This is a genomic window from Micromonospora sp. NPDC049081 (assembly GCF_040648835.1).
In the GTDB taxonomy this organism is placed as follows: Bacteria; Actinomycetota; Actinomycetes; order Mycobacteriales; family Micromonosporaceae; genus Micromonospora; species Micromonospora antibiotica.
The window spans coordinates 119,336-137,169 of sequence record NZ_JBEZEK010000014.1; the positions used below are offsets into that span (position 1 = coordinate 119,336).

Annotated in this window: 17 protein-coding genes; 6 read left to right on the plus strand and 11 right to left on the minus strand. The window is 73.0% G+C overall.

What is annotated here, in order from left to right:
* Nucleotide 1: 1 nt before the first annotated feature.
* A complete protein-coding gene (locus AB0B63_RS20775; protein ID WP_357021082.1) occupies nucleotides 2-394 on the minus strand; it encodes a hypothetical protein in 393 nt (130 codons plus the stop codon).
* Nucleotides 395-575: 181 nt separating this feature from the next.
* Nucleotides 576-2,303: an aminotransferase class V-fold PLP-dependent enzyme gene (locus tag AB0B63_RS20780; RefSeq protein WP_357021085.1), complete on the minus strand. Its 1,728-nt coding sequence runs from the start codon at nucleotides 2,301-2,303 to the stop codon at nucleotides 576-578.
* A gap of 276 nt (nucleotides 2,304-2,579) precedes the next feature.
* Between AB0B63_RS20780 and AB0B63_RS20785 the strand changes: the two genes are divergently transcribed.
* The gene (locus AB0B63_RS20785; protein WP_208570542.1) at nucleotides 2,580-3,362 is read left to right on the plus strand and encodes an inositol monophosphatase family protein; all 783 of its coding nucleotides are present in this window, start codon (nucleotides 2,580-2,582) and stop codon (nucleotides 3,360-3,362) included.
* A gap of 31 nt (nucleotides 3,363-3,393) precedes the next feature.
* On the opposite strand, the gene AB0B63_RS20790 is transcribed toward AB0B63_RS20785, so the two are convergent.
* Nucleotides 3,394-6,006, minus strand: a complete 2,613-nt coding sequence (locus AB0B63_RS20790; protein WP_357021089.1) for a CHAT domain-containing tetratricopeptide repeat protein — start codon at nucleotides 6,004-6,006, stop codon at nucleotides 3,394-3,396.
* Between the two features lie 186 nt (nucleotides 6,007-6,192).
* Between AB0B63_RS20790 and AB0B63_RS20795 the strand changes: the two genes are divergently transcribed.
* From AB0B63_RS20795 to AB0B63_RS20805, 3 genes are read left to right on the plus strand one after another with little or no spacing between them, the layout of a single operon-like run.
* The gene (locus tag AB0B63_RS20795; protein ID WP_357021092.1) at nucleotides 6,193-7,506 is read left to right on the plus strand and encodes a S8 family serine peptidase; all 1,314 of its coding nucleotides are present in this window, start codon (nucleotides 6,193-6,195) and stop codon (nucleotides 7,504-7,506) included.
* Between the two features lie 28 nt (nucleotides 7,507-7,534).
* On the plus strand, nucleotides 7,535-8,176 hold the full coding sequence (locus AB0B63_RS20800) for a sigma-70 family RNA polymerase sigma factor (protein WP_208570539.1): 642 nt from the start codon (nucleotides 7,535-7,537) through the stop codon (nucleotides 8,174-8,176).
* Nucleotides 8,151-8,615, plus strand: a complete 465-nt coding sequence (locus AB0B63_RS20805; protein ID WP_357021095.1) for a hypothetical protein — start codon at nucleotides 8,151-8,153, stop codon at nucleotides 8,613-8,615. The genes AB0B63_RS20800 and AB0B63_RS20805 overlap by 26 nt, the downstream gene beginning before the upstream one ends.
* Nucleotides 8,616-8,742: 127 nt before the next feature.
* Here AB0B63_RS20805 and AB0B63_RS20810 read toward each other — a convergent pair whose 3' ends face one another.
* On the minus strand, nucleotides 8,743-9,771 hold the full coding sequence (locus tag AB0B63_RS20810) for a hypothetical protein (RefSeq protein WP_357021098.1): 1,029 nt from the start codon (nucleotides 9,769-9,771) through the stop codon (nucleotides 8,743-8,745).
* Between the two features lie 388 nt (nucleotides 9,772-10,159).
* Between AB0B63_RS20810 and AB0B63_RS20815 the strand changes: the two genes are divergently transcribed.
* On the plus strand, nucleotides 10,160-10,657 hold the full coding sequence (locus tag AB0B63_RS20815) for a cellulose binding domain-containing protein (protein ID WP_357021101.1): 498 nt from the start codon (nucleotides 10,160-10,162) through the stop codon (nucleotides 10,655-10,657).
* Between the two features lie 177 nt (nucleotides 10,658-10,834).
* Here AB0B63_RS20815 and AB0B63_RS20820 read toward each other — a convergent pair whose 3' ends face one another.
* From AB0B63_RS20820 to AB0B63_RS20840, 5 genes are all read right to left on the minus strand, one after another.
* On the minus strand, nucleotides 10,835-11,518 hold the full coding sequence (locus AB0B63_RS20820) for a lytic polysaccharide monooxygenase (protein ID WP_208570535.1): 684 nt from the start codon (nucleotides 11,516-11,518) through the stop codon (nucleotides 10,835-10,837).
* Between the two features lie 342 nt (nucleotides 11,519-11,860).
* Nucleotides 11,861-12,436, minus strand: coding sequence for a hypothetical protein (locus AB0B63_RS20825; RefSeq protein ID WP_208570534.1), 576 nt, complete (start codon nucleotides 12,434-12,436; stop codon nucleotides 11,861-11,863).
* A gap of 363 nt (nucleotides 12,437-12,799) precedes the next feature.
* A complete protein-coding gene (locus AB0B63_RS20830; RefSeq protein WP_357021105.1) occupies nucleotides 12,800-13,336 on the minus strand; it encodes an ATP-binding protein in 537 nt (178 codons plus the stop codon).
* A gap of 139 nt (nucleotides 13,337-13,475) precedes the next feature.
* Nucleotides 13,476-13,871, minus strand: coding sequence for an Imm7 family immunity protein (locus tag AB0B63_RS20835; protein ID WP_208570533.1), 396 nt, complete (start codon nucleotides 13,869-13,871; stop codon nucleotides 13,476-13,478).
* Nucleotides 13,872-13,894: 23 nt separating this feature from the next.
* Nucleotides 13,895-14,443, minus strand: a complete 549-nt coding sequence (locus AB0B63_RS20840) for a hypothetical protein (protein ID WP_357021108.1) — start codon at nucleotides 14,441-14,443, stop codon at nucleotides 13,895-13,897.
* Nucleotides 14,444-14,680: 237 nt separating this feature from the next.
* On the opposite strand from AB0B63_RS20840, the gene AB0B63_RS20845 reads away from it, so the two are divergent.
* Nucleotides 14,681-16,147, plus strand: a complete 1,467-nt coding sequence (locus AB0B63_RS20845) for an MFS transporter (protein ID WP_357021111.1) — start codon at nucleotides 14,681-14,683, stop codon at nucleotides 16,145-16,147.
* Between the two features lie 77 nt (nucleotides 16,148-16,224).
* Here AB0B63_RS20845 and AB0B63_RS20850 read toward each other — a convergent pair whose 3' ends face one another.
* Together AB0B63_RS20850 and AB0B63_RS20855 are read right to left on the minus strand one after the other, a co-directional pair.
* A complete protein-coding gene (locus AB0B63_RS20850; protein ID WP_357021114.1) occupies nucleotides 16,225-16,866 on the minus strand; it encodes a TetR/AcrR family transcriptional regulator in 642 nt (213 codons plus the stop codon).
* Between the two features lie 232 nt (nucleotides 16,867-17,098).
* Nucleotides 17,099-17,833 (minus strand): DUF2470 domain-containing protein, encoded by a 735-nt coding sequence (locus AB0B63_RS20855; RefSeq protein ID WP_357021117.1) that lies wholly within the window; start codon nucleotides 17,831-17,833, stop codon nucleotides 17,099-17,101.
* Nucleotide 17,834: the final 1 nt, after the last annotated feature.

The window sequence follows — 17,834 nt, forward strand, 5'->3', positions numbered from 1 at the left end:
CTCAGCCACCCACCAGGGCGACGAGCCGCACGAAGGCCACGTCGGGCTCCGCGAGCAGGTCGATCTCCTCGTCCAGGTCCTCGACCTGGCGGTCACCCACCAGCAGCACGAAGCCGTTGCGGGCGAAGGCGGCACAGGCCGCGTCCGCCTGGCGCTCCCAGTCCAGCCGCCTACCCGGACCGACCCGGTAGCCGTTCCACGTCGCCTCCGCGTCGGTCGGCCGCACCAGACCCCGGAAGAGGTCCTTCCGGTCGGCGTTGAACCGCGCCACCTCCTCGCGGACGCGCAACCGGACCAGCTCCCGCGCGGAGATGCGCTCCGGCAGGCCGGCCAGCGGCCACTGGTCGATCGCCCTGCCGGTCGCCGTCTCGTCCCGAACCGTCACCGTGGCCATTGCGCCGTGCTCCTTGCCTTGGGTGAGCGGCATCATGGCACGACGGTCCGACGGGACCGTCCGGTCAGCCCGCCGGGCAGCGCTGTCGCCGCGCGCAGCAGCGTGCCGGCAGCCGGGTACCGCCGGCGTACGCCCGGGGGGCGATCTCGACGCGTGACACGACCAGCGCCACCACCGACACTCACCCTGCTCGGCGCGAGGGCGGCACGTTCGGGGCGGTCACGCAGGCCGGCGGGAGGTGGAACCAGCGCAGCGCCTCCACGCCGGCCGGCAGGCCGGTGGGTCCCTCGTCGACGTGGTCCCCACGCCCGGCCAGGATTTCGTGTGCCTCGTGCAGGTGACCGGCCAGGGCGTCCTCACCGGCCCACCGCCGCGGCGGGACCGGCTGGTCGTCGCCGGTGAACAGGCCGCCCAGCTCGGCCAGGCGCAGCGACGGCCCCGGGCCCCGGTAGTGGTGCCACAGACCGCTGCGGGCATCGAAGTGGTAGTCGGGCAGCAGGCGGTGCCCCAGGCGGGCGACCAGGTCGACCGCGTCGATCAGATGGTCGGCGACCAGGTCGGAGACGAAGTAGCCGAAGCTGATCCGGGTCCACCCGGGCTTGATCCCCTCCCAGCCCAGGGCGATCTGCTCCCGGAACGCCCGGGAGCGCTCCTCGTCGATGCCCAGCAGGCGGTGCCCGTAGGGGCCCGCGCAGGAGCACCCCCCACGGGCCTGGATGCCGAACAGGTCGTTGAGCAGCGCGACGACGAAGTTGTGGTGCAGCTGGCGGCTGCCGTGGCGGATCTGCACCGACACGATGGGCAGCCGCCGCGCCCGGGGATTGCCCAGGACCACGATCCCCGGATTGGCCGACCAGCGGCCCAGCGCCCGCGACCACAGCCGCTCCTCGCGGGCCTGGATGACGTCGGCGCCGACGGACTGCTTGAGGGCGAACACCAGGCCCGCCCGGATCGACTCGACGATCGCCGGAGTGCCGCCCTCCTCGCGGGCCACCGGATCGTCGAGGTACCGGTGCCCGGCGGGGTCGACGAACGCCACGGTGCCCCCGCCGGGGACCACCGGGACCCGGTTGCGCATCAGATCCCGCCGCACCACCAGGACACCGGGGGTCTGCGGGCCGCCGACGAACTTGTGCGGCGACAGGAAGACCGCGTCCTTGCCGTCCGCCGCGCCCGGCGTCGACTCACCCATCCGGATCGGCACGTACGGGCCGGCGGCGGCGTAGTCCCAACACGACAGTGCCCCGTGGGCGTGCAGCAGGGCCGCGATCGCGTCGGCGTCGGACAGGATGCCGGTGACGTTGGAGGCGGCGGAGAAGCTGCCGACCCGCAGCGGTCGGTCCGCGTACCGGACCAGCCGGTCGGCCAGTTCGACGCGGTCGATGTGCCCGTCGGCGTCCGCGCCGATGACGACCACGTCGGCGTACGTCTCCCGCCACGGCAGCTCGTTGGAGTGGTGCTCGTAGGGGCCCACGAAGACCACCGGGCGCTGCGCCACGGGGATGCCGTCCAGCAGCTTGTGCCGGTGCGCCGGGCCGGCGGGCAGCCGCAGTTCGAGGAGCCCGACCAGCTTGTCGACCGCCGCCGTGGCCCCGGAACCGCAGAAGAGCACCGCATGCTCGTCGGTGCCGCCGACGGCGTCGAGGATGGTCCGTCGGGCGTCCTCGCGCAACCGCCCCGTCGCCCGACCGGTCGCGGAACTCTCGGTGTGGGTGTTGGCGTAGCGGGGCAACACCCGGTCGCGGATGGTGTCCTCCACGAAGTCCAACGCCCGGCCGGAGGCGGTGTAGTCGGCGTAGGTGATCCGGCGTGGCCCGTAGGGCCCGTCGAGCAGCTCACCCTCGCCGATGACCCCGTCGCGGATCCGCGCCAGCAACCGGTCCACCCTGGACGTGTCCACCGTACCCATGTCGCGCTGCCTCCCCACGGCGATGGCGACGGGGCGGGTCGACGGCGCGTCGGCGGGCGTCGGTGTCCCGACCGCTGTCCACAGTGTGCCCGACCGGCCGCCCCCGTCGCTCGCCGCCCGGGACGCCGACCCGCACGCCCGGGGCCACGCCGGGCGGCGACCGGGAGCCGGCCGGTCGGGCAACCGGCGTCCGTGCCCGCGCCGGGGACCTGGCGCCCGCGCCCGTACGGGTGCGACGATTTCGACCGGCCCTGCCGACGACCCGAGGAGAACGCGATGGCCACCGGTGCCGAGCTGGACGACTGCCGGCGGGTCGCCGAGGAGGCGGCTCGCCTCGGTGGCCGGGAGCTGCTACGGCGCTTCGGCGACCACGGCCGCGTCGACTACAAGACCGCCTCCACCGACCTGGTCAGCGAGGCGGACCGGGCCAGCGAGGCGCGCATCGTCGAGTTGCTGCGCACCCGTCGGCCCCGCGACGGCATCCTCGCCGAGGAGGGCAGCGACCACCTCGGCGACTCCGGGCTGCGCTGGGTGCTCGACCCCCTCGACGGCACCGTCAACTACGTCGCCGGAATGCCGTTCTGGTGCGTCAGCGTCGCCTGCGAACAGCAGACACCGGACGGCTGGGAGCCCGTCGTCGGGGTGGTCCACGACCCGGTGCACGACGAGACGTTCCGTGGTGTCCGGGGCCGGGGCGCGTTCCTCGACGACACGCCGCTGACCCGGCCCGCCGGGATCACGCTCGGCGAGGTCGTCCTCGCCGCCGGGTACGCCTACGACGTCGCCCACCGCCGGGTGCAGGCGGCCGTGGTCACCGACCTGGCCGGTGACGTGCGCGGGGTGCGGATGCTGGGCTCGACGGCCCTGGCGCTGGCCTGGATCGCGGCGGGCCGCTGCGACGCCTACGTCGAGGACCGCACGTTCCGCTGGGACTGGGCCGCCGGTCTGGTGATCGCCGTCGAAGCCGGTGTCGCCGTCGAGGTGAGCGGCAGTCGGGTGCTCGCCGCCCCACCGGAGCTGATCGACGGCCTGCGTCCCCGGGTCGCCACGCTGGGCTGACACCACGTCCGCCGGGCGGCTCGACGCGGCCTCAGCCGGCACCGAGGCAGACGAACGCCGCCGCCGTGGCCCCGGCGGTGCCGTCGCCGGGCACGGCGAAGGCCTGCTGGGCGTCGGCGAGCGCCTGCGCCGGGCGGACCCCGCCCCGCATCCGTCGGTGCAGGTCCAGCATCAGCGCGGTGGTGGGTTCGGCCGGCACCGGCAGCACGGTGGCGATCAGGCACCGTGCGCCCAGGGCGAGCAGCACGGCGGTGAAGCCCATCACCTCGTCGCCGGGCCGCACCCCGGTCAGCCCCGAGTCGCAGGCGGAGAGCACCACGCAGCCGGGCGGCCGGGCGACCCGTTCCCACTCGTAGGCGAACAGCGGTCCACCGGCCAGCTCCAGCGTGGAGAACTGCGGGTTGTCGGCGCGGAAGGTGCCGTGGGCGGCGATGTGGACCAGGCCGGCCCCGTCCAGGGCCGTGGTCAACGCGTCGGCGGTGGCGTCCGCACCGGTGAGCAGGGTGGCGTCGGGCAGGACCTGCCCGAGTCGGCGTACCTCGGCCAGGCCGGCCGGCAGGCGCGGCCCGCAGGCCAGCACGGAGGGCCCGGCCGGCGGACACCGGCCGTCCGCCCGCAGCCAGGCGGTGGCCGACGGGGCGACGGTCACCGCGCGCCCGGCGCAGGTCGGCAGGCCCGACCACGGCACCGCGTGCAGGGCCCCGACCGGCACGATCACCAGGGGGCGGTCGCCGAGGTGCCGGCGCAGCGGCTCGAAGAGCTGCCGGTCCAGCGTGGCGGCGGCATGGCGGGCCCCGGCCTGCGCGGTGGGCGTGTCGCCGGTGGTGACCAGCCGGCGCAGGGCGAACCGGTGCCACCGGGTCAGGTGCACCGCCTCCGCCAGCGGGCCGAGGTCGTGCAGGCTGGCCCGGCCGTCGCGGACCAGCACCGCCCGCAGCCGCTCGCCGTGGGCGACCAGCTCGACCAGCACGCGGGAACCGAGCCGCCCGGCGAGCACCCCCACGCCGGGCGGGGTCACCACGCCGCTCCCGCCGGGCACCCGGCGGGCCAGGTCCTGGATGCGCTGTTCCAACCGGGCCTGCCGGCTGCGTAGGGCATGGGCGGGCCGGCCGGCCAGCACCTCGTCCTCCAGTAGGCTGCTGACGAGCCGGAGCTCGGTGAGCGCCGCGAACAGGTCCGGGTCGTCGGGAGGCAACGCCGGGCGCATCCGCAGCGTGTTGGCCCGCCAGCGTTCGGCCCAGGCCAGCGTCCGGGCCGGGGAGCCGGCGCGGACTGCGATGTCGAGGCCCTCGGCGGCCAGCTCCTGCCCGTACGTGCCGCTGTGGGCCCGCAACTCCGTGGCCCCGAGCGACGTGCGGTGCCGGTCGAGGACGGCCAGCCCCCGGCGCAGTGCCCGGGCCGCACCGGCATCGTCTCCGGTGAGTCGCCGCGACCGGGCCAGGGCGTACCACCCCTGGGCGCGGCGGGGGGCGGTGCCGCGCCGGCGGGCCAGGGCGGCCACGTCGAGCAGGGCCACGGCCCGGTCGACGCGACCCGCTGCGGCGGCCAACAGGCCGGCTTCGATGCGGGTGGTCAGCGCCGGACCCGACCACCCGGTGGCGTCGAGCTGGCCGGCGGTGCGCACCATCGCGGTGAGCAGGGCCGGCGTGCGGGTGCCCCGGCGGAACTCGGCGCGCAACTCGACGTGCCGGGCGAAAACGGCCCAGGTGCGTCGGCCCTGCCGCCGGAACCGGACCCGGGCCTGGGCGGCGGCGGCGGTCGCGGTGTCCAGGTCGTCGGCGAGCAGCGCGGCCCGGGCCTGGGCGAGCAGCGCCTCGGCGAGGTCCGAGGCCATCCCTCTGCGGTGCAGCTCGCGGACCGCGGCGGCGGCGACCTCGACCGCCTCGTCGAGCAGCGGCACCGACAGCAGCAGCTCGAAGCGGTCCAGCAGCAGCGCCGGTCGGGGCACGGCGAGCCGCCGGTACTCCTCGTCGACGTCGGCGAAGCAGCGCAGCGCCATGGCGATCTCGCCGCGTTGCCCGGCGGCGATACCGCTGTTCCAGCGGGCGTCGGCCGCCGCGAGGTCGAGGCCGAGCCGGCGGAAGGCCGCCGCCGCCCGGGAGAGGTCGTCGTCGGTGCCGCCGGGGGAGCCCCGGTGGGCGTTGAGCAGACCACGGTTGTTGCGGGCGCGGGCCTCCAGCAGCGGGTCGCCCTCACGCTGGGCGATGTCGATGGCGATGCCGTAGTCGCGGACCGCCTCGGCGTAGCGTCCGCGGTAGTGCAGCACCACCCCCCGCTGCATCCGGGCCCGACCGGCGTCGGCACCGGTGAGCTGGGGCAGCGCGGCGGTCACCGCCCGCAACGCCGCAGCGGTACGGCCGGCGTTGGCCAGCACGTACCCGAGGCTCATCCGGGCCAACGCCTGGGTACGGGGGGTGCCGGCGGCCCGTACCGCCCGCCGGAGGTGGCGCAGTGCGCCGGTCAGGTCGTTCAACTCGCGCAGGGCCAGACCGATGGCCCGCTCGGCGGTGGAGCGCTCGTCGTCGTCGGCGGTCTGGCCGGCGAGCACCCGGTGGGCGATCGTGATCGCCTCGGGTGGGTATCGCTGGACGGCGTCGAGTGCCGCCTGGGCCGCCGTGGCACCGGAACCGGTGCTGTCGGACATGCCCTAGAGAGTCCACGACGGACAGCCGCGAGTCAACGTCGAGAATCCGTCGCGGGAATTTCGTCAATGGGTGTCCTACTTGGTTTCACAATTGACAACCGGCGATGGTCCGGAATAATTGGCGGTCGGGGAATTCGCCGCGTCCACCATCGGTGGGCGCGCTTCTCTCACGAGCATGGAGGATCCGTGCCGCCGTCCGACCACCCCACCGTGCCGGGTCCGGCCGGCCGGCTGTCCCGACGGCGGGTCCTGGCGCTGTCCGCGCTGGCCGTGGCGGCACCGCTCGGCGTCGTGCCGCGCCCTGCCCCGGCGGTCGCTGGCGACGCGGACGCCAACGCCTACCAGAAGGCGTTCGAAGCGGCGCTGGCCGCCGACCAGAATGTGCGTCGGTACACCGTGCCGGGGCGGGAGATCCTCTACCGGCCCCGGCAACTGCTCGCCGCCGCCGCCGACGCCAAACGGGTCACCACCTGGTTGCGTGCCCACGACTATCCGGTGACCGTCGGCGCCGGCTTCGCCGGTGTCACCCGGCTGTTGTTCGACCGGGAGACCGACATCCCCGGCGTCGTGGGGAAACTACGCGACCCCCAGCAGTGGCCCGGTCAACCGGTGCCGGCGGTGCAGCCGCACCACGTGCTGCTCGGCCTGGGCAACATCATGGGCAACCCGGGCACGCCGCCCCGCCCGGCGGCGGCGCTGCCGCCGCCCGACCCGACCCGGCTCGGTGAGGGGGCAGGCGTCACCGTCGGGATCTGCGACACCGGGATCTGGCAGCTGGCCGGCGCGTGTCACCCGCAGTGGCTCGGCGGCACGTACCTGCCGCAGCCCGACGACGAGGATCCGCTCTACGTCCACACCGACGTGCTCGCTCCGCAGGGCGGGCACGGCACCTTCGTCGCGGGGGTGGTCCGGCAGGCCGCGCCGGGGGTACGCGTCGACCCGGAGCAGGCCCTGGACCCGACCGGGGTGGGGGACGAGGCGAGCGTGGTGGCCGCCCTGAGCCGGCTCGCGCCGCAGGTGTCCGTGTTCAACCTCTCCCTGGGTGGCTACACCCTGGACGACCAGCCGTCGCTGCCACTGGCCAACGCGTTGGCCGCGCTGCCGACGACGAGCGCCGTGGTCGCGGCGGCCGGCAACGCGGGCACCAGTCGTCCGCTCTGGCCCGCCGCCCTGGACCGGGTGCTGGCGGTCGCGGCGGTCGCCCAGACGTCCGGCGGTCTGGTGCCGGCGGTCGACAGCTGCTTCGGCCCCTGGGTGGACGCCTGCGCCCTCGGCGAGCGCCACAGCACCTACGTCGAGGGGCAGCTGCCGCTACCCGGGCGGCCGGTACGCCAGTTCCACGGGTTCGCCGTCTGGGCCGGCACCTCGTTCGCCACCGCACACGTCTCCGGGCGGCTCGCCGCCCTGATGACCGCCGGGGGCCTCAGCGCGGACCAGGCGCGTACGACCCTGCTCGCCGCCCCCCGGTGGCACCCCGACTACGGGGTGCTCGTCGGATGAGCCGTGTGACGCCCCGGGCGGTGGCCCGGTGACCGGTGCCAGCGCGACCAGCCTGTTGTCCGCCGCCGCCGGTGGGGACGAGTCGGCCTGGGCCGAACTGGTCCGCCGGTACACCCCGGTCGTCTACTCGGTCATCCGGGCGTACGACCTCAGCCGGGCCGACGCGGCGGATGTCAACCAGACCGTCTGGCTCCGCCTGGTGGAGCAGCTCGGCCGGGTACGCGAACCCGAGGCGTTGCCGGGCTGGCTGGCCACCACGGCCCGGCGCGAGTGCTACCGGTTGTCCCGCCTCAGCCGTCGGGCCCAGCCCGTCGACCCGTACGACCAGTCGTTGCAGACCTATCACGGGCTCTCCCGGGAGCTGGCGGCGATGGCGCCCGCCCCGGACGACGAGCTGCTGCGCGCGGAGCGGCGGCAGGCGTTGCGCGAGGGTTTCGTGCAGCTCCCGCCGCGCTGCCAGGCGCTGTTGGCACTGCTGACGACCGACCCGCCGATGAGCTACCGGGAGGTCGCCGAGCGGCTCGGCATTCCGATCGGCAGTATCGGACCCACCCAGGCCCGCTGTCTGCGTAGGCTGCGGAAATGTCCGGCGATCGTCGAGTTTCTCGGAGCGTCCGCCATCGGTACGAACGGGGGTGAGCCGGATGGAGCAGTGGCCGCCGGTCGATGACGACGCGCTGACGACGGAGCTGGGCGCGGCGCTGTGGGACACGGGGCCGGTCTCGGAGGCCTACCTGAGCGCGGCGTTGGCCGCGTTCACCTGGCGTACCGCCGACGCGGAGCTGGCCGTCGCCGAGCTGACCTTCGACTCGGCGGTCGACGCCGAACTGGTGGGCATGACCCGGTCTGCCGCGTCCGCGCGGACGCTCTCCTTCCGCAGCGGGTCGGTGCTGGTGGAGATCGAGGTGAGTGATGCGGGGATCGTCGGGCAGCTCTCCCCGTCCGGTGGCGGACGGGTGAGCGCCCGCACGGCCACCGGCACCTACGACGAGGCGTCGGTGGACGCGATGGGCTTCTTCTCGTTGGGCGTCCCACCGCCGGGTCCGGTCCAGTTGTGCGCGCGTACCGTCGGGTATGCCCTGTCCACCGCCTGGGTCTGTCTGCGCTGACCGGCGCTCTGCTCCCCGGAGGGCGGCGCGGGCGGTGCCGCGCGTCCGGTGTCCGACCCCGACCGACGACGGTGGGGCGTGGGCCGGATGGCCCACGCCCCACCGTCGCAGGTGGCGACGATCCGGGTTATCCCCGCTGCCCGTCCGCCAGCAGGTACTGCACCCCGCCGAGGTCGGCGCGGGCGGTGCCGTCGGCGTCCGGCCCGAACTGGGTCACGTTGAGCGCGGTCTCCTTGGCCAGGGCGGTCTCGGCCGAGAAGGCCAACGAGAACTCGAGGCGCTCACCGGGCTTCAACACCAGCCCGCTGATGCTGGCCTTCGTCGGTTCGACGATCTCCAATTCGGTCTTGCCGACCTGGCGGATGCCCGTGCCGACCTTTCCGGTGGACTGCCACCGCTCGAACAGGGTCGGGCCGAGGTCGACGAAGACCCGGGCGCCCCGGTCCTGCTCCGCCGGCTGGGTGAAGACCAGGTCGTTCTTGGTCTCCGCGGTGGTCACGTTGCCGATGGCGAACGGCCGCACGACCCGCGGTCCGCCAGCGACGAGCCGGACCGAGTCGACGTTGCGCCAGACGATGTTGTTGTTGTGCTGGGTGTTGACGCTCGTGCTCGGACCCTCGAAGGTCATCGGGTCGGTGGGTGACACCCAGCGCGCCAACAGGCAGAAGTGACCCGGGCCGGGCACCCCGGTCCACGGGATCGTGACCGTGGTGACGCCGGGGTAGACGGGCACGCTGACCGCGCCGATCTGGGTCCAGTGCGTCGGCCAGGTGGCGCCGCCGCCCGGGGTCGTCCGGTAGACCCGCAGCACCCCGTTGTCGATGCCCGAGCCGTATGGTCCGTTGTTGCGCACCTTCAGGAAGAGATAGTTGGTGACCCCGACGATCGGGTTCTGGCTGACGGCACACTCCACGGCGGTCGGGCAGACCTTGATGTCGGGGCTGGCCCACAACGGGCCGTACGAGTGCGGCTGGACGCCGGTGTCGGCGGCGACGTCCTTCATGTAGACGTCGGTGCGGGCCGCCGCGGCGGCCTTGCCCTGCGGTGCCTCGCCGGGTGCCGCGGCGGCTGCGGTGACCGCCAGCAGCCCGGCCAGCGCCGCACCCGTGAGTACGGCCAGCGTGGAGCGGCGGACGCGCTTTCCTACCTTGCCCATGACAGGTTTTCTCCCATCGGCGGGGGACGTCGATCACGACATGTTTCGATGTCGTGTCGGCGCGATGACGTAGTTGAGGAGTCGGCCATGCGCCGGGAAATACCGTCCCGGGGGCCTGCCGTCAGATGGCGCGAGGACCGGCAAAAAAGACAGTCATCAATACGTTTGGAGGGTCGACCGCCCGTCTCGATGGCCGCGATCGATCCCGTGGCCCGCCCCCCGGGGGTGTCCGGCCCGTCGGCGGCAGGGCCGGCGCGACGCCTTTGGCAATCGACAGTGGTGAATTAAGGTTGGGCTCGCGAGGTGCGCGCCGGGCGGTCATCGAGGCGGCTCACGCCCCGTGTGCAGCCGCGCCGCCCTGCGCCGACCCCCGGGAGGAACCGCCGCCATGAGACTGAGAAGCAGTCATCTCGGTGCCGCTGCGGCGACCCTGACGCTGGCCACCGCCCTGGGCGGCGCCGGCGTCCCGACCACCGTGCCCGCCAGCATGACCCCACCACCCGGCACGGCGGTGCCGGGCAGTCCGCCGCCCGGTACGGCGGTGCCGGGCAGTCCGCCGCCCAGTGGGGCGGCGTGCACCGTGCGGTACTCGGTCTACACCTGGGACACCTTCCTGACGAGCAGCATCACCATCACCAACACCGGTGCCGGCGCGATCACCTCCTGGAGGCTGACGTTCCCGCTGCCGGCCGGGCAACGCATCACCACCGACTGGAATGCGGTGTACTCGCCGTCCAGCGGCACCGTCACGGCCCGTGGGCTCGACGACCACGTCATCCTCGGGCCGGGGGGCTCGATCGCCATCGGGTTCGTGGCCGAGCACACCGGTGACACCGGCAGCCCGTCCTCGTTCACCCTCAACGGGACGCCCTGCTCGCTCACCTGAGGCGGAGTCCCGCCGGCCGGGCCGGTTCCCCGCCGTGGCGGTCGGCCGCGTGCCGGAAAGCGTCGGTTGACGACGGCCCGCCGCCACCACCAGCGTCACGCGGTGCCGCCGGACGACCCCGAGACGGGCTCCGGCCCAGGACGGTGACGTCCTGGGCCGGGAGTGCCGCGTCGCCGATCAGGCGATCTTGACGTCGCTGCACCACATGTAGGTCTGGTCCGCGTGCGACGCCTTCCAGATGAAGAACAGGACGTGGCTTCCGGAGCGCGACGACGGGATCGAGACGTTGAACGAGATGTTCTGTGCCGGCGCGTACCGCCCGGTCGTGGTGATCAGGTCCAGGTTGCCCCACCCGACCCGCTGGGTGGCCGGGTTGAACCCCTGCTTGGTGACGTAGACCCGGAAGAAGTCAGCACCGTGGCTGGCCTGGTCGTACATCTGGACGGTGAGGTTGCGGCTGACGGTGGTCGCCTTCCATGCCCCGGGCGTGTTCAGCGAGTTGTTCCGGGACAGGGCGTTGCTGCACAGCTGCCCGTCCGGGGTGCTGGGCTGGTACTGGCCGGCCAGGCCGTCGCGCAACGCGCTCATCCAGTTCCACATGGTGTCCGGGTTGGCCTGCCACGCCTGCCAGCACATCGGGTCCTGCTGCTGCATGGCCGGGTTGGTGTGCTGGCTGCCCCAGGTCTGCCAGCACTGGTACGCCCGGGTCGCCGGGTTGATGATCGTCCCGTGGGCCTGGGCGGGGCTGGTCAGGGGCAGGGTGCCGACCACCATGGCGAACATCAGGGCGAGCGCCTGGAGGGACCGGCGGACGGTTGACCGGGGGCGTCCGCCGGATCGGTCGGACTGGTGTGAACGCACTGTTCATCCTCCATTCGTCGGTACGGGACATCGAGTGGTGAATGCTCCCGAATCCACTGTTGCACCCATGCCGCAAAATATCAATGTTGATCGATATTTAGTCGGATTGGATCGAGCTGTCGGATGTGGAGCGAGCTGTCCGAGATCGCCGGATCGCCGGCGGGCGGCCGGACCGTGGACCCGAGGTCACCGCAGGTCCGGGTCGGGCGGCCGGACGGCGTGGTGTCGGGCCGGCCACCGGGGGCGGCAACCGTGCGTCGGCCACCCGGCACGGTGACCCCGGGTCGGCCGCCGGGCGCGGTCACCACGTGGCGGGGCGTGCCGGCCTGTCGGCCGGACGGGTCACAGCTTCGCTGCGGCGTCGTACCTCCGGCGCAGGTCGGCCATCTCCGAGGCACCCAGCGCCTCCTGCTGCGCGATCGTCGCGTACGCGGGCGGGAACATCTCCCGGAGCCGGTCGACGAACCTGACCTCCGCGGTCGCCTCGACGACCTGGATTCCCGGCGGATCGGTGGACATGTCCATGATCAGTGGGCCGGCCAGCTTGACCGCCACGTCCCAGGGGCGCTTCTGCTCGGCGATGCCGCACAGATGGAAGCCGTAGATCTTCTGGACGTCGGTGAACGTGGTGGCCCCGGCCGGTTCGAAGCCGTAGACGCGGACCCCGCAGATCACCGGCGGCTTCTCCGTGGTGGCGCCCTGCTGAGCGTCGTGCCCGGCATGCTGGTGCTGCCCCGGATCCGCCTTTTCAAGCGTGGTACGCATCCGGGCCACGATCTGCGCCTGCAGATCCGCCGGCTGCGCCCCCGTGCTGCTCCGGTTGGCCAATACGACAGTGCCGACCGACACCACCAGCAGGATCACCGCCACCCACACCAGGCGGTGCCGGTACCACGCGGAACTCTCTGGGGAACTCATCGCTTCTCACCTCGTCGCCGGTTGTGGTGCGCTGGCAGGCCCGTCAGGCGACCCCGGGCAGGCGTCGAGCGTGTCGACCGTCGGGGCGCGTGGCGGCGGATACGTGTGGCGGGCGGGAGTGCCCACCCGGCAGGGTGCCCGTCAGCACGGCGATGGCCCGTCGAGGCGGTGTGCGAGCGTCCGTCGAGGCGGCGCGCTGTCGATGCCGTGCTGCTCCCGTGCTGGCCGTTCTCAGTGCGGTTGCCCCCGCGCTGCGGCGATATGAGCTATTCCAACACGTCTGGATGCACTCTGGCAACATTGACGGATCTCAGTGGGCTTTCGACCCGCTCGGGTACGTGCGGCACGGCCGGTCGGCGGGGGTCAGTGAACCGAGGGCGGCCAGCGGTGGGTGCGCCACTCGTACCAGGTCGGGAAGCCCGCAGGGGGGTCGTCGATGGGCTCGCCGCCGTCGAGCTCGCCCGGCGTGGGGACGTCGAAGCGGGCGGCCCACTCGACGAGTTCCCCGTCGGACATGGGCCACGTCGTGTGCGGTGCGTCGGCCTGGCGTTGGTCACGTCGTTTTCGCTGCTCGGACGGGCTGAGAGCGAAGTAGTGCAGTTCCACCGTCGCGCCGACGTCAAGCGCCGCGCGGCGCAGGGCGGAGCGCTCGTTGCGGTCCCACAGACCGTAGTCGAGCACGACGTTGGTGCCGAGTTCGAGGGCGCGCAGCGCGATCTGGATGAGCCTTCCCTCGATCACGGCTCCCGCCAGGGGTGGATTCCCGGGCCCGTAGAGAGCCTTCACCCACTCGTCCTTGGTCAGCCGAAGTGCTTTGCGTTCGATCTCGATGCGCCGGGCAGCCGTGGTCTTCCCGGTGCAGGGCAGGCCCACGGTCAGGAACAGCGTCGGTTTCTCCATCAACATCCTCCGGCCGGACGCCCCATCATCGCGCACCGCCACCCGGGCCGCTCCCCGTTGGCCGGTGTTCCCCGCCGTGCTGACGTACGGCGACGGGTGGACGGGCGGTGTCACATGGTGCGGGCGGGCCTCGCCATGGTCAGCCGAGGTCCTCGTCTTCGAGGGTGGGGATCACCGGGGACAGCAGACGGTCGGCGTGTTCGGTGACCGTTGCGCGCGCCAGCCGGAAGACCCGGAAGGCCAGTTCGTGCCCGGGGTCCTCGTCGTCGTGGACGTACAGCAGCCCGTAGGACCCGGGGGCGAGCTGACCGATCCTGGTGAACAGGTCGAGGATGTCGGCACCGAACGTGCCCCGGTGGTTGGGGAACCCGCCGAGATGGACGTGGTACGCGCCGTTGACCGGGCGTAGGTCGACCAGCCCGTGGCCGGTGAGGCCGTCGAGCAGGTCCTGGATCTCGTCGAGGCGCAGGGGTGGGTCGTCGTCGACCGCCTCGGCTGTCGAGCGGAGGGTGATCCACCCGTGGTACTCGAACATGGCCGCAGTGTAGGTGCACCTCCTCAGGTCGCGGTGCCGTCGCCCGGCGTGCCGGTGCGGCGTAGTTCGCGTAGTACGCCGTGGCGGCGCAGGGCCCAGGCGAGGCGTGGAACGCTCGGGTGCCGGATGAACAGCACGGCGACGCGGCGGGCCAGGCCGACCCGGTCGGCGTCCACCTGGTCCTCGACCGCCTGCCAGACCAGCTCGCGCACCCTGGCGTCGTCCAGCACCGCCCGTACCTCACGCCGCACCCTGGGGTCCTCGGCGGCCGAGGTGATGGCGGCAGCCTGACCCGGTCGGTCGGCACGCGGTCGGACCACCGCCGCGAGGAGCGGTCGGCGTACCTCGTCGCGTTCCAGCAGCAGCAACACCGCTTCGCGGATCTCGGTCGTGTCCAGACTGGACCGCAGCAGCCGCAGCAGGCTGCGTTCCACCTCGCGGTCATGGTCCGCGACGGAGAGCGTGGCCAGCAGCAGCGCCACCTCGTCGAGGTCGATGACGTGACGTACCCCGTCGCGGAACTCCGGTAGGCCCCAGGCAGCCTGCAACGCCGTCACGAGATCGCGGTTCACGACCAACCGCTACCCGCAACCGGCGACCGGTGAAACCCCGGACCGATCGGGTCCACCTCGTCGGGCCGCGGGCGGGCCAGGTGGCGGTGTGCGGGTGGCCGCCGAGCAGGTGGTGCAGGTGGGTGGCTGGACTGCGGGGCGGCTCCTTCGCGTCTCGGGGTGGCGGCGATCCGGGTCCATGGCGCATAGTTATCGTACGCGTATAGTTTACTTGTACGAAAACACCGAGGAGTGTGCATGGCTCAGAGGGAGTCGAGCAGGGGTGGCGCCCTGACCACAGTGGCCCTGGCGCAGTTCATGGTCACGCTGGACATGACAATTGTGAATGTCGCTCTGCCTTCGCTCGATGCTGAGCTCGGCTTCGGAGCGACTCAGCTGCCCTGGGTGATCAACGTCTACGCCCTGCTGTTCGGCGGGTTTCTCATGCTCGGCGGCCGTGCGGCCGACCTGTTCGGCCAGCGCCGCCTGCTGCTGAGCGGCACCGCGCTCTTCGCGTTCGCCTCGCTGGTGGGTGGCCTGGCACAGGCCCCGTGGCAGCTGATCGTGGCCCGGGCCCTGCAGGGTGTGGGTGCCGCCATGATGGCGCCGGCCGCACTCGCCGTGCTCACCCTGACCCAACGCGAGGGCCGGGAACGCATCCGTGCCCTGGGCGTGTACGCCATGGTCTCCGCCGTGGGCGGTGCGGCCGGCGTGCTCAGTGGCGGCCTGCTCACCCAGTACGCGGGTTGGCGATGGGTGATGCTGGTCAACATTCCGATGGCCGCCTGCGTCCTCCTGCTCGCCCTGGCGAGCGTGCCGGGCGGATTGCTCAGCGCTCCTCTCGGCCGGAAGCTGGACATCGGTGGCGCGGTGCTGGTCACCGCTGGTGTGGGCACCCTGGTGCTGGGCCTCGTCCGCACCGACCGGCACGGCTGGGGTTCGACCACGACCCTGCTCACCCTCGGCGCGGCCGTACTGCTGCTCGTGCTCTTCGTGCTCTGGGAAAACCGTTGGGTCAAGGGCGACCCGCTCGTGCGGATCGGCCTGCTCACCAGGCGTAATGTCGCCGGTGCCAACCTCTTCGTCCTGCTGCTCTGCGCGGGTCAGTTCGCGGGCTTCTACTTCCTCTCGCTCTACCTGCAGGATGTGCTGCGCTTGGACGCGGCGCGCGCGGGCGCCGCCTTCCTGCCGTTGACGCTCAGCGTGGTGGTGGCGATCAACATCTCGACCCGGCTGCTTCCCCGGACAGGCCCCAGGGCGCTGCTGGTGGCTGGTGGCCTGCTCGCCGGAGTCGGCTTCGCCTGGTTCGGTGCGCTCGACGTCGACGGCAGCTTCGTCGCCGACCTGCTGGGCCCCTCGATCCTCACCGGTCTGGGCATGGGCATCTCGTTCGTACCGCTCACCGGTGCCGCCGTCGGCGGTCTGCCCCGGCACGAAGCCGGGATGGCCTCGGCCGTGCTCAACAGCTCCCGCCAGATCGGCGGTGCTCTCGGCCTGGCCGCCCTGGTCACCGCGCAGGCCACGTACACGGCCCACCGCCGTGCCGCCGGTGACCCGCCCCTGGAGGCGCTGACCGGTGGGTTCGGCGTCGGCCTCGCGTTGTCGGGCGCGTTGTTGTTCCTCGCCGCGCTCGTGGCACTGTTCGTCCTCCCCGGTAAGCGGGTCGCCGGTGGCCCGGCCGTATTCGGGTCACGTCGCCGGGGGACGAGTCCTCTCCTGCGCTGATCCCGCAAGGTCGGCACGGATGCCGTCGTGACAACCTGCTGGGCAGACCGCGGGACGACCGTGGGAGACCGCCCGGGTCATCCCGCGGTCTGCCCCAGCAATCCGTCGATGACCGCGATCAGCCCCGACCGGTGCGTGTTGCGTGTGGTGAGTGCCGGCCACCGGTCGGCGAGGGCGGACAGCCGCGGGAACTGCGTGGGGTCGAGGTTGGCGAATGCCTTCTCCCGGTGTGCTCCCGCGTCCGGCCGGGAGTAGTGCTTCCCTCGGGAGACCCGCAGCATCAGCTCGCCGGCGGTGTAGTACCAGATCACCCGGTAGGCGTAGACGGCCTGCTCGGGAGTCATGCCGCAGCGGATGGCACCGTCGATGATGTTCTCGACGATCCACAGGGCGGAGACCGCCATCAGATCGTCGGAGGCGAGCACCTCGACGATCCACGGGCACTCGGCCAGGATGTCGTGCAGCAGCTGGGCCGCCGTGATCAGCTGCTCCCGGGGCTCGGGCGGCATGTCCGGGCGCGGGAACTGCGCGGCGTGCTCCTCCAGCAGCAGGAGCAGCAGCTCGTCCTTGTCCTTCACGTGGTGGTAGAGCGCCATCGGCGTGCTGTCCAGATCCTTGGCGAGGCGACGCATGGACAGGCTCCCGACACCCTTCTCGCTGAGGATCCGTCGGGCCGCCACCACGATGGCCTCCCTGGACAGGCGGGGAGGGCGTCCCATCCGACCGCCCTGCGACGAGGAAGACTGCATAACGGCTCCGGACCCCCCATCGGCGCAGGAAGCCCTCGAACCGTGGCGTTGCCGCCTCCGTGCAGGGGACGTTCCCGGTGAACCGCACCACCGTATCCGGCAGACCGGGTTGCAGGCGTGCCAGGAGCCGCCGTGCGTCGAGGACGTCCTGGGCGTGCCGGATCCGGGGTGGGCAGTGGGCGTCAGCGTCGTCGCGACGGGCTCAGGCGGCTGCCTGCCGGGGGCAGAGCATCGGGTGCAGCAGCCGGGACAGCTCGGCGACGTCGGCGACGGGTCGCGCGAAGCTCACCCTCGCCCGTCGGGCCGCGCCGGGCTGGCCGTACGCGACCAGCAGGCCGTACCGGTCGATCCGGACCACCCGTGGCGACTCGGCACCGGTGAGCTTCAACTGCCGGCGCAGGTGGGCCGCGACCTGCTCGGCGTGGTGGTCGGCGAGGTCGGCCAGCAACCCCGCCTCGGCCGCGTGCAACGGGTCGGGCTCGGCCTGTGCGTACGCCTGCGGGTCGATCGGGCGCGTTGCGCCGGCGCGTTCCCAGCGGGCCTCGGTCACCTCGAACCGGTGCAGCTGGAATTTGCTGCCCACGTCGAGCAGGTCGCCGGTGGGCCGGGTGGCGGCGAAGTCCATCGCGGCCTGCCGGGCCGCGTCGCCGTCGAGGCGCTCGGCCCAGCCGGAGACCCAGGCCCGGCCGAGCGAGGGGGCACCGGCGGTGGGCGGCAGGTCGAGCACGTCGAGGACGGTGGCGACGGCGGTGTCCCCGGCGGGCGGCGTGAGCGCCGTGGCGAGGTCGCCGGGTGCCGGCACCAGCAGCAGCACCCGGCCGGCCGGGTCGGTGGCGTGCCGGACCCGGTGCGGGCCGGTGCTGCCGGCCAGGTGGGCGAGGGCCGGCGGCCCGCCCGCGACGAGGGTACGCACGATCTCCGCCGGGCTGGGTCGCATG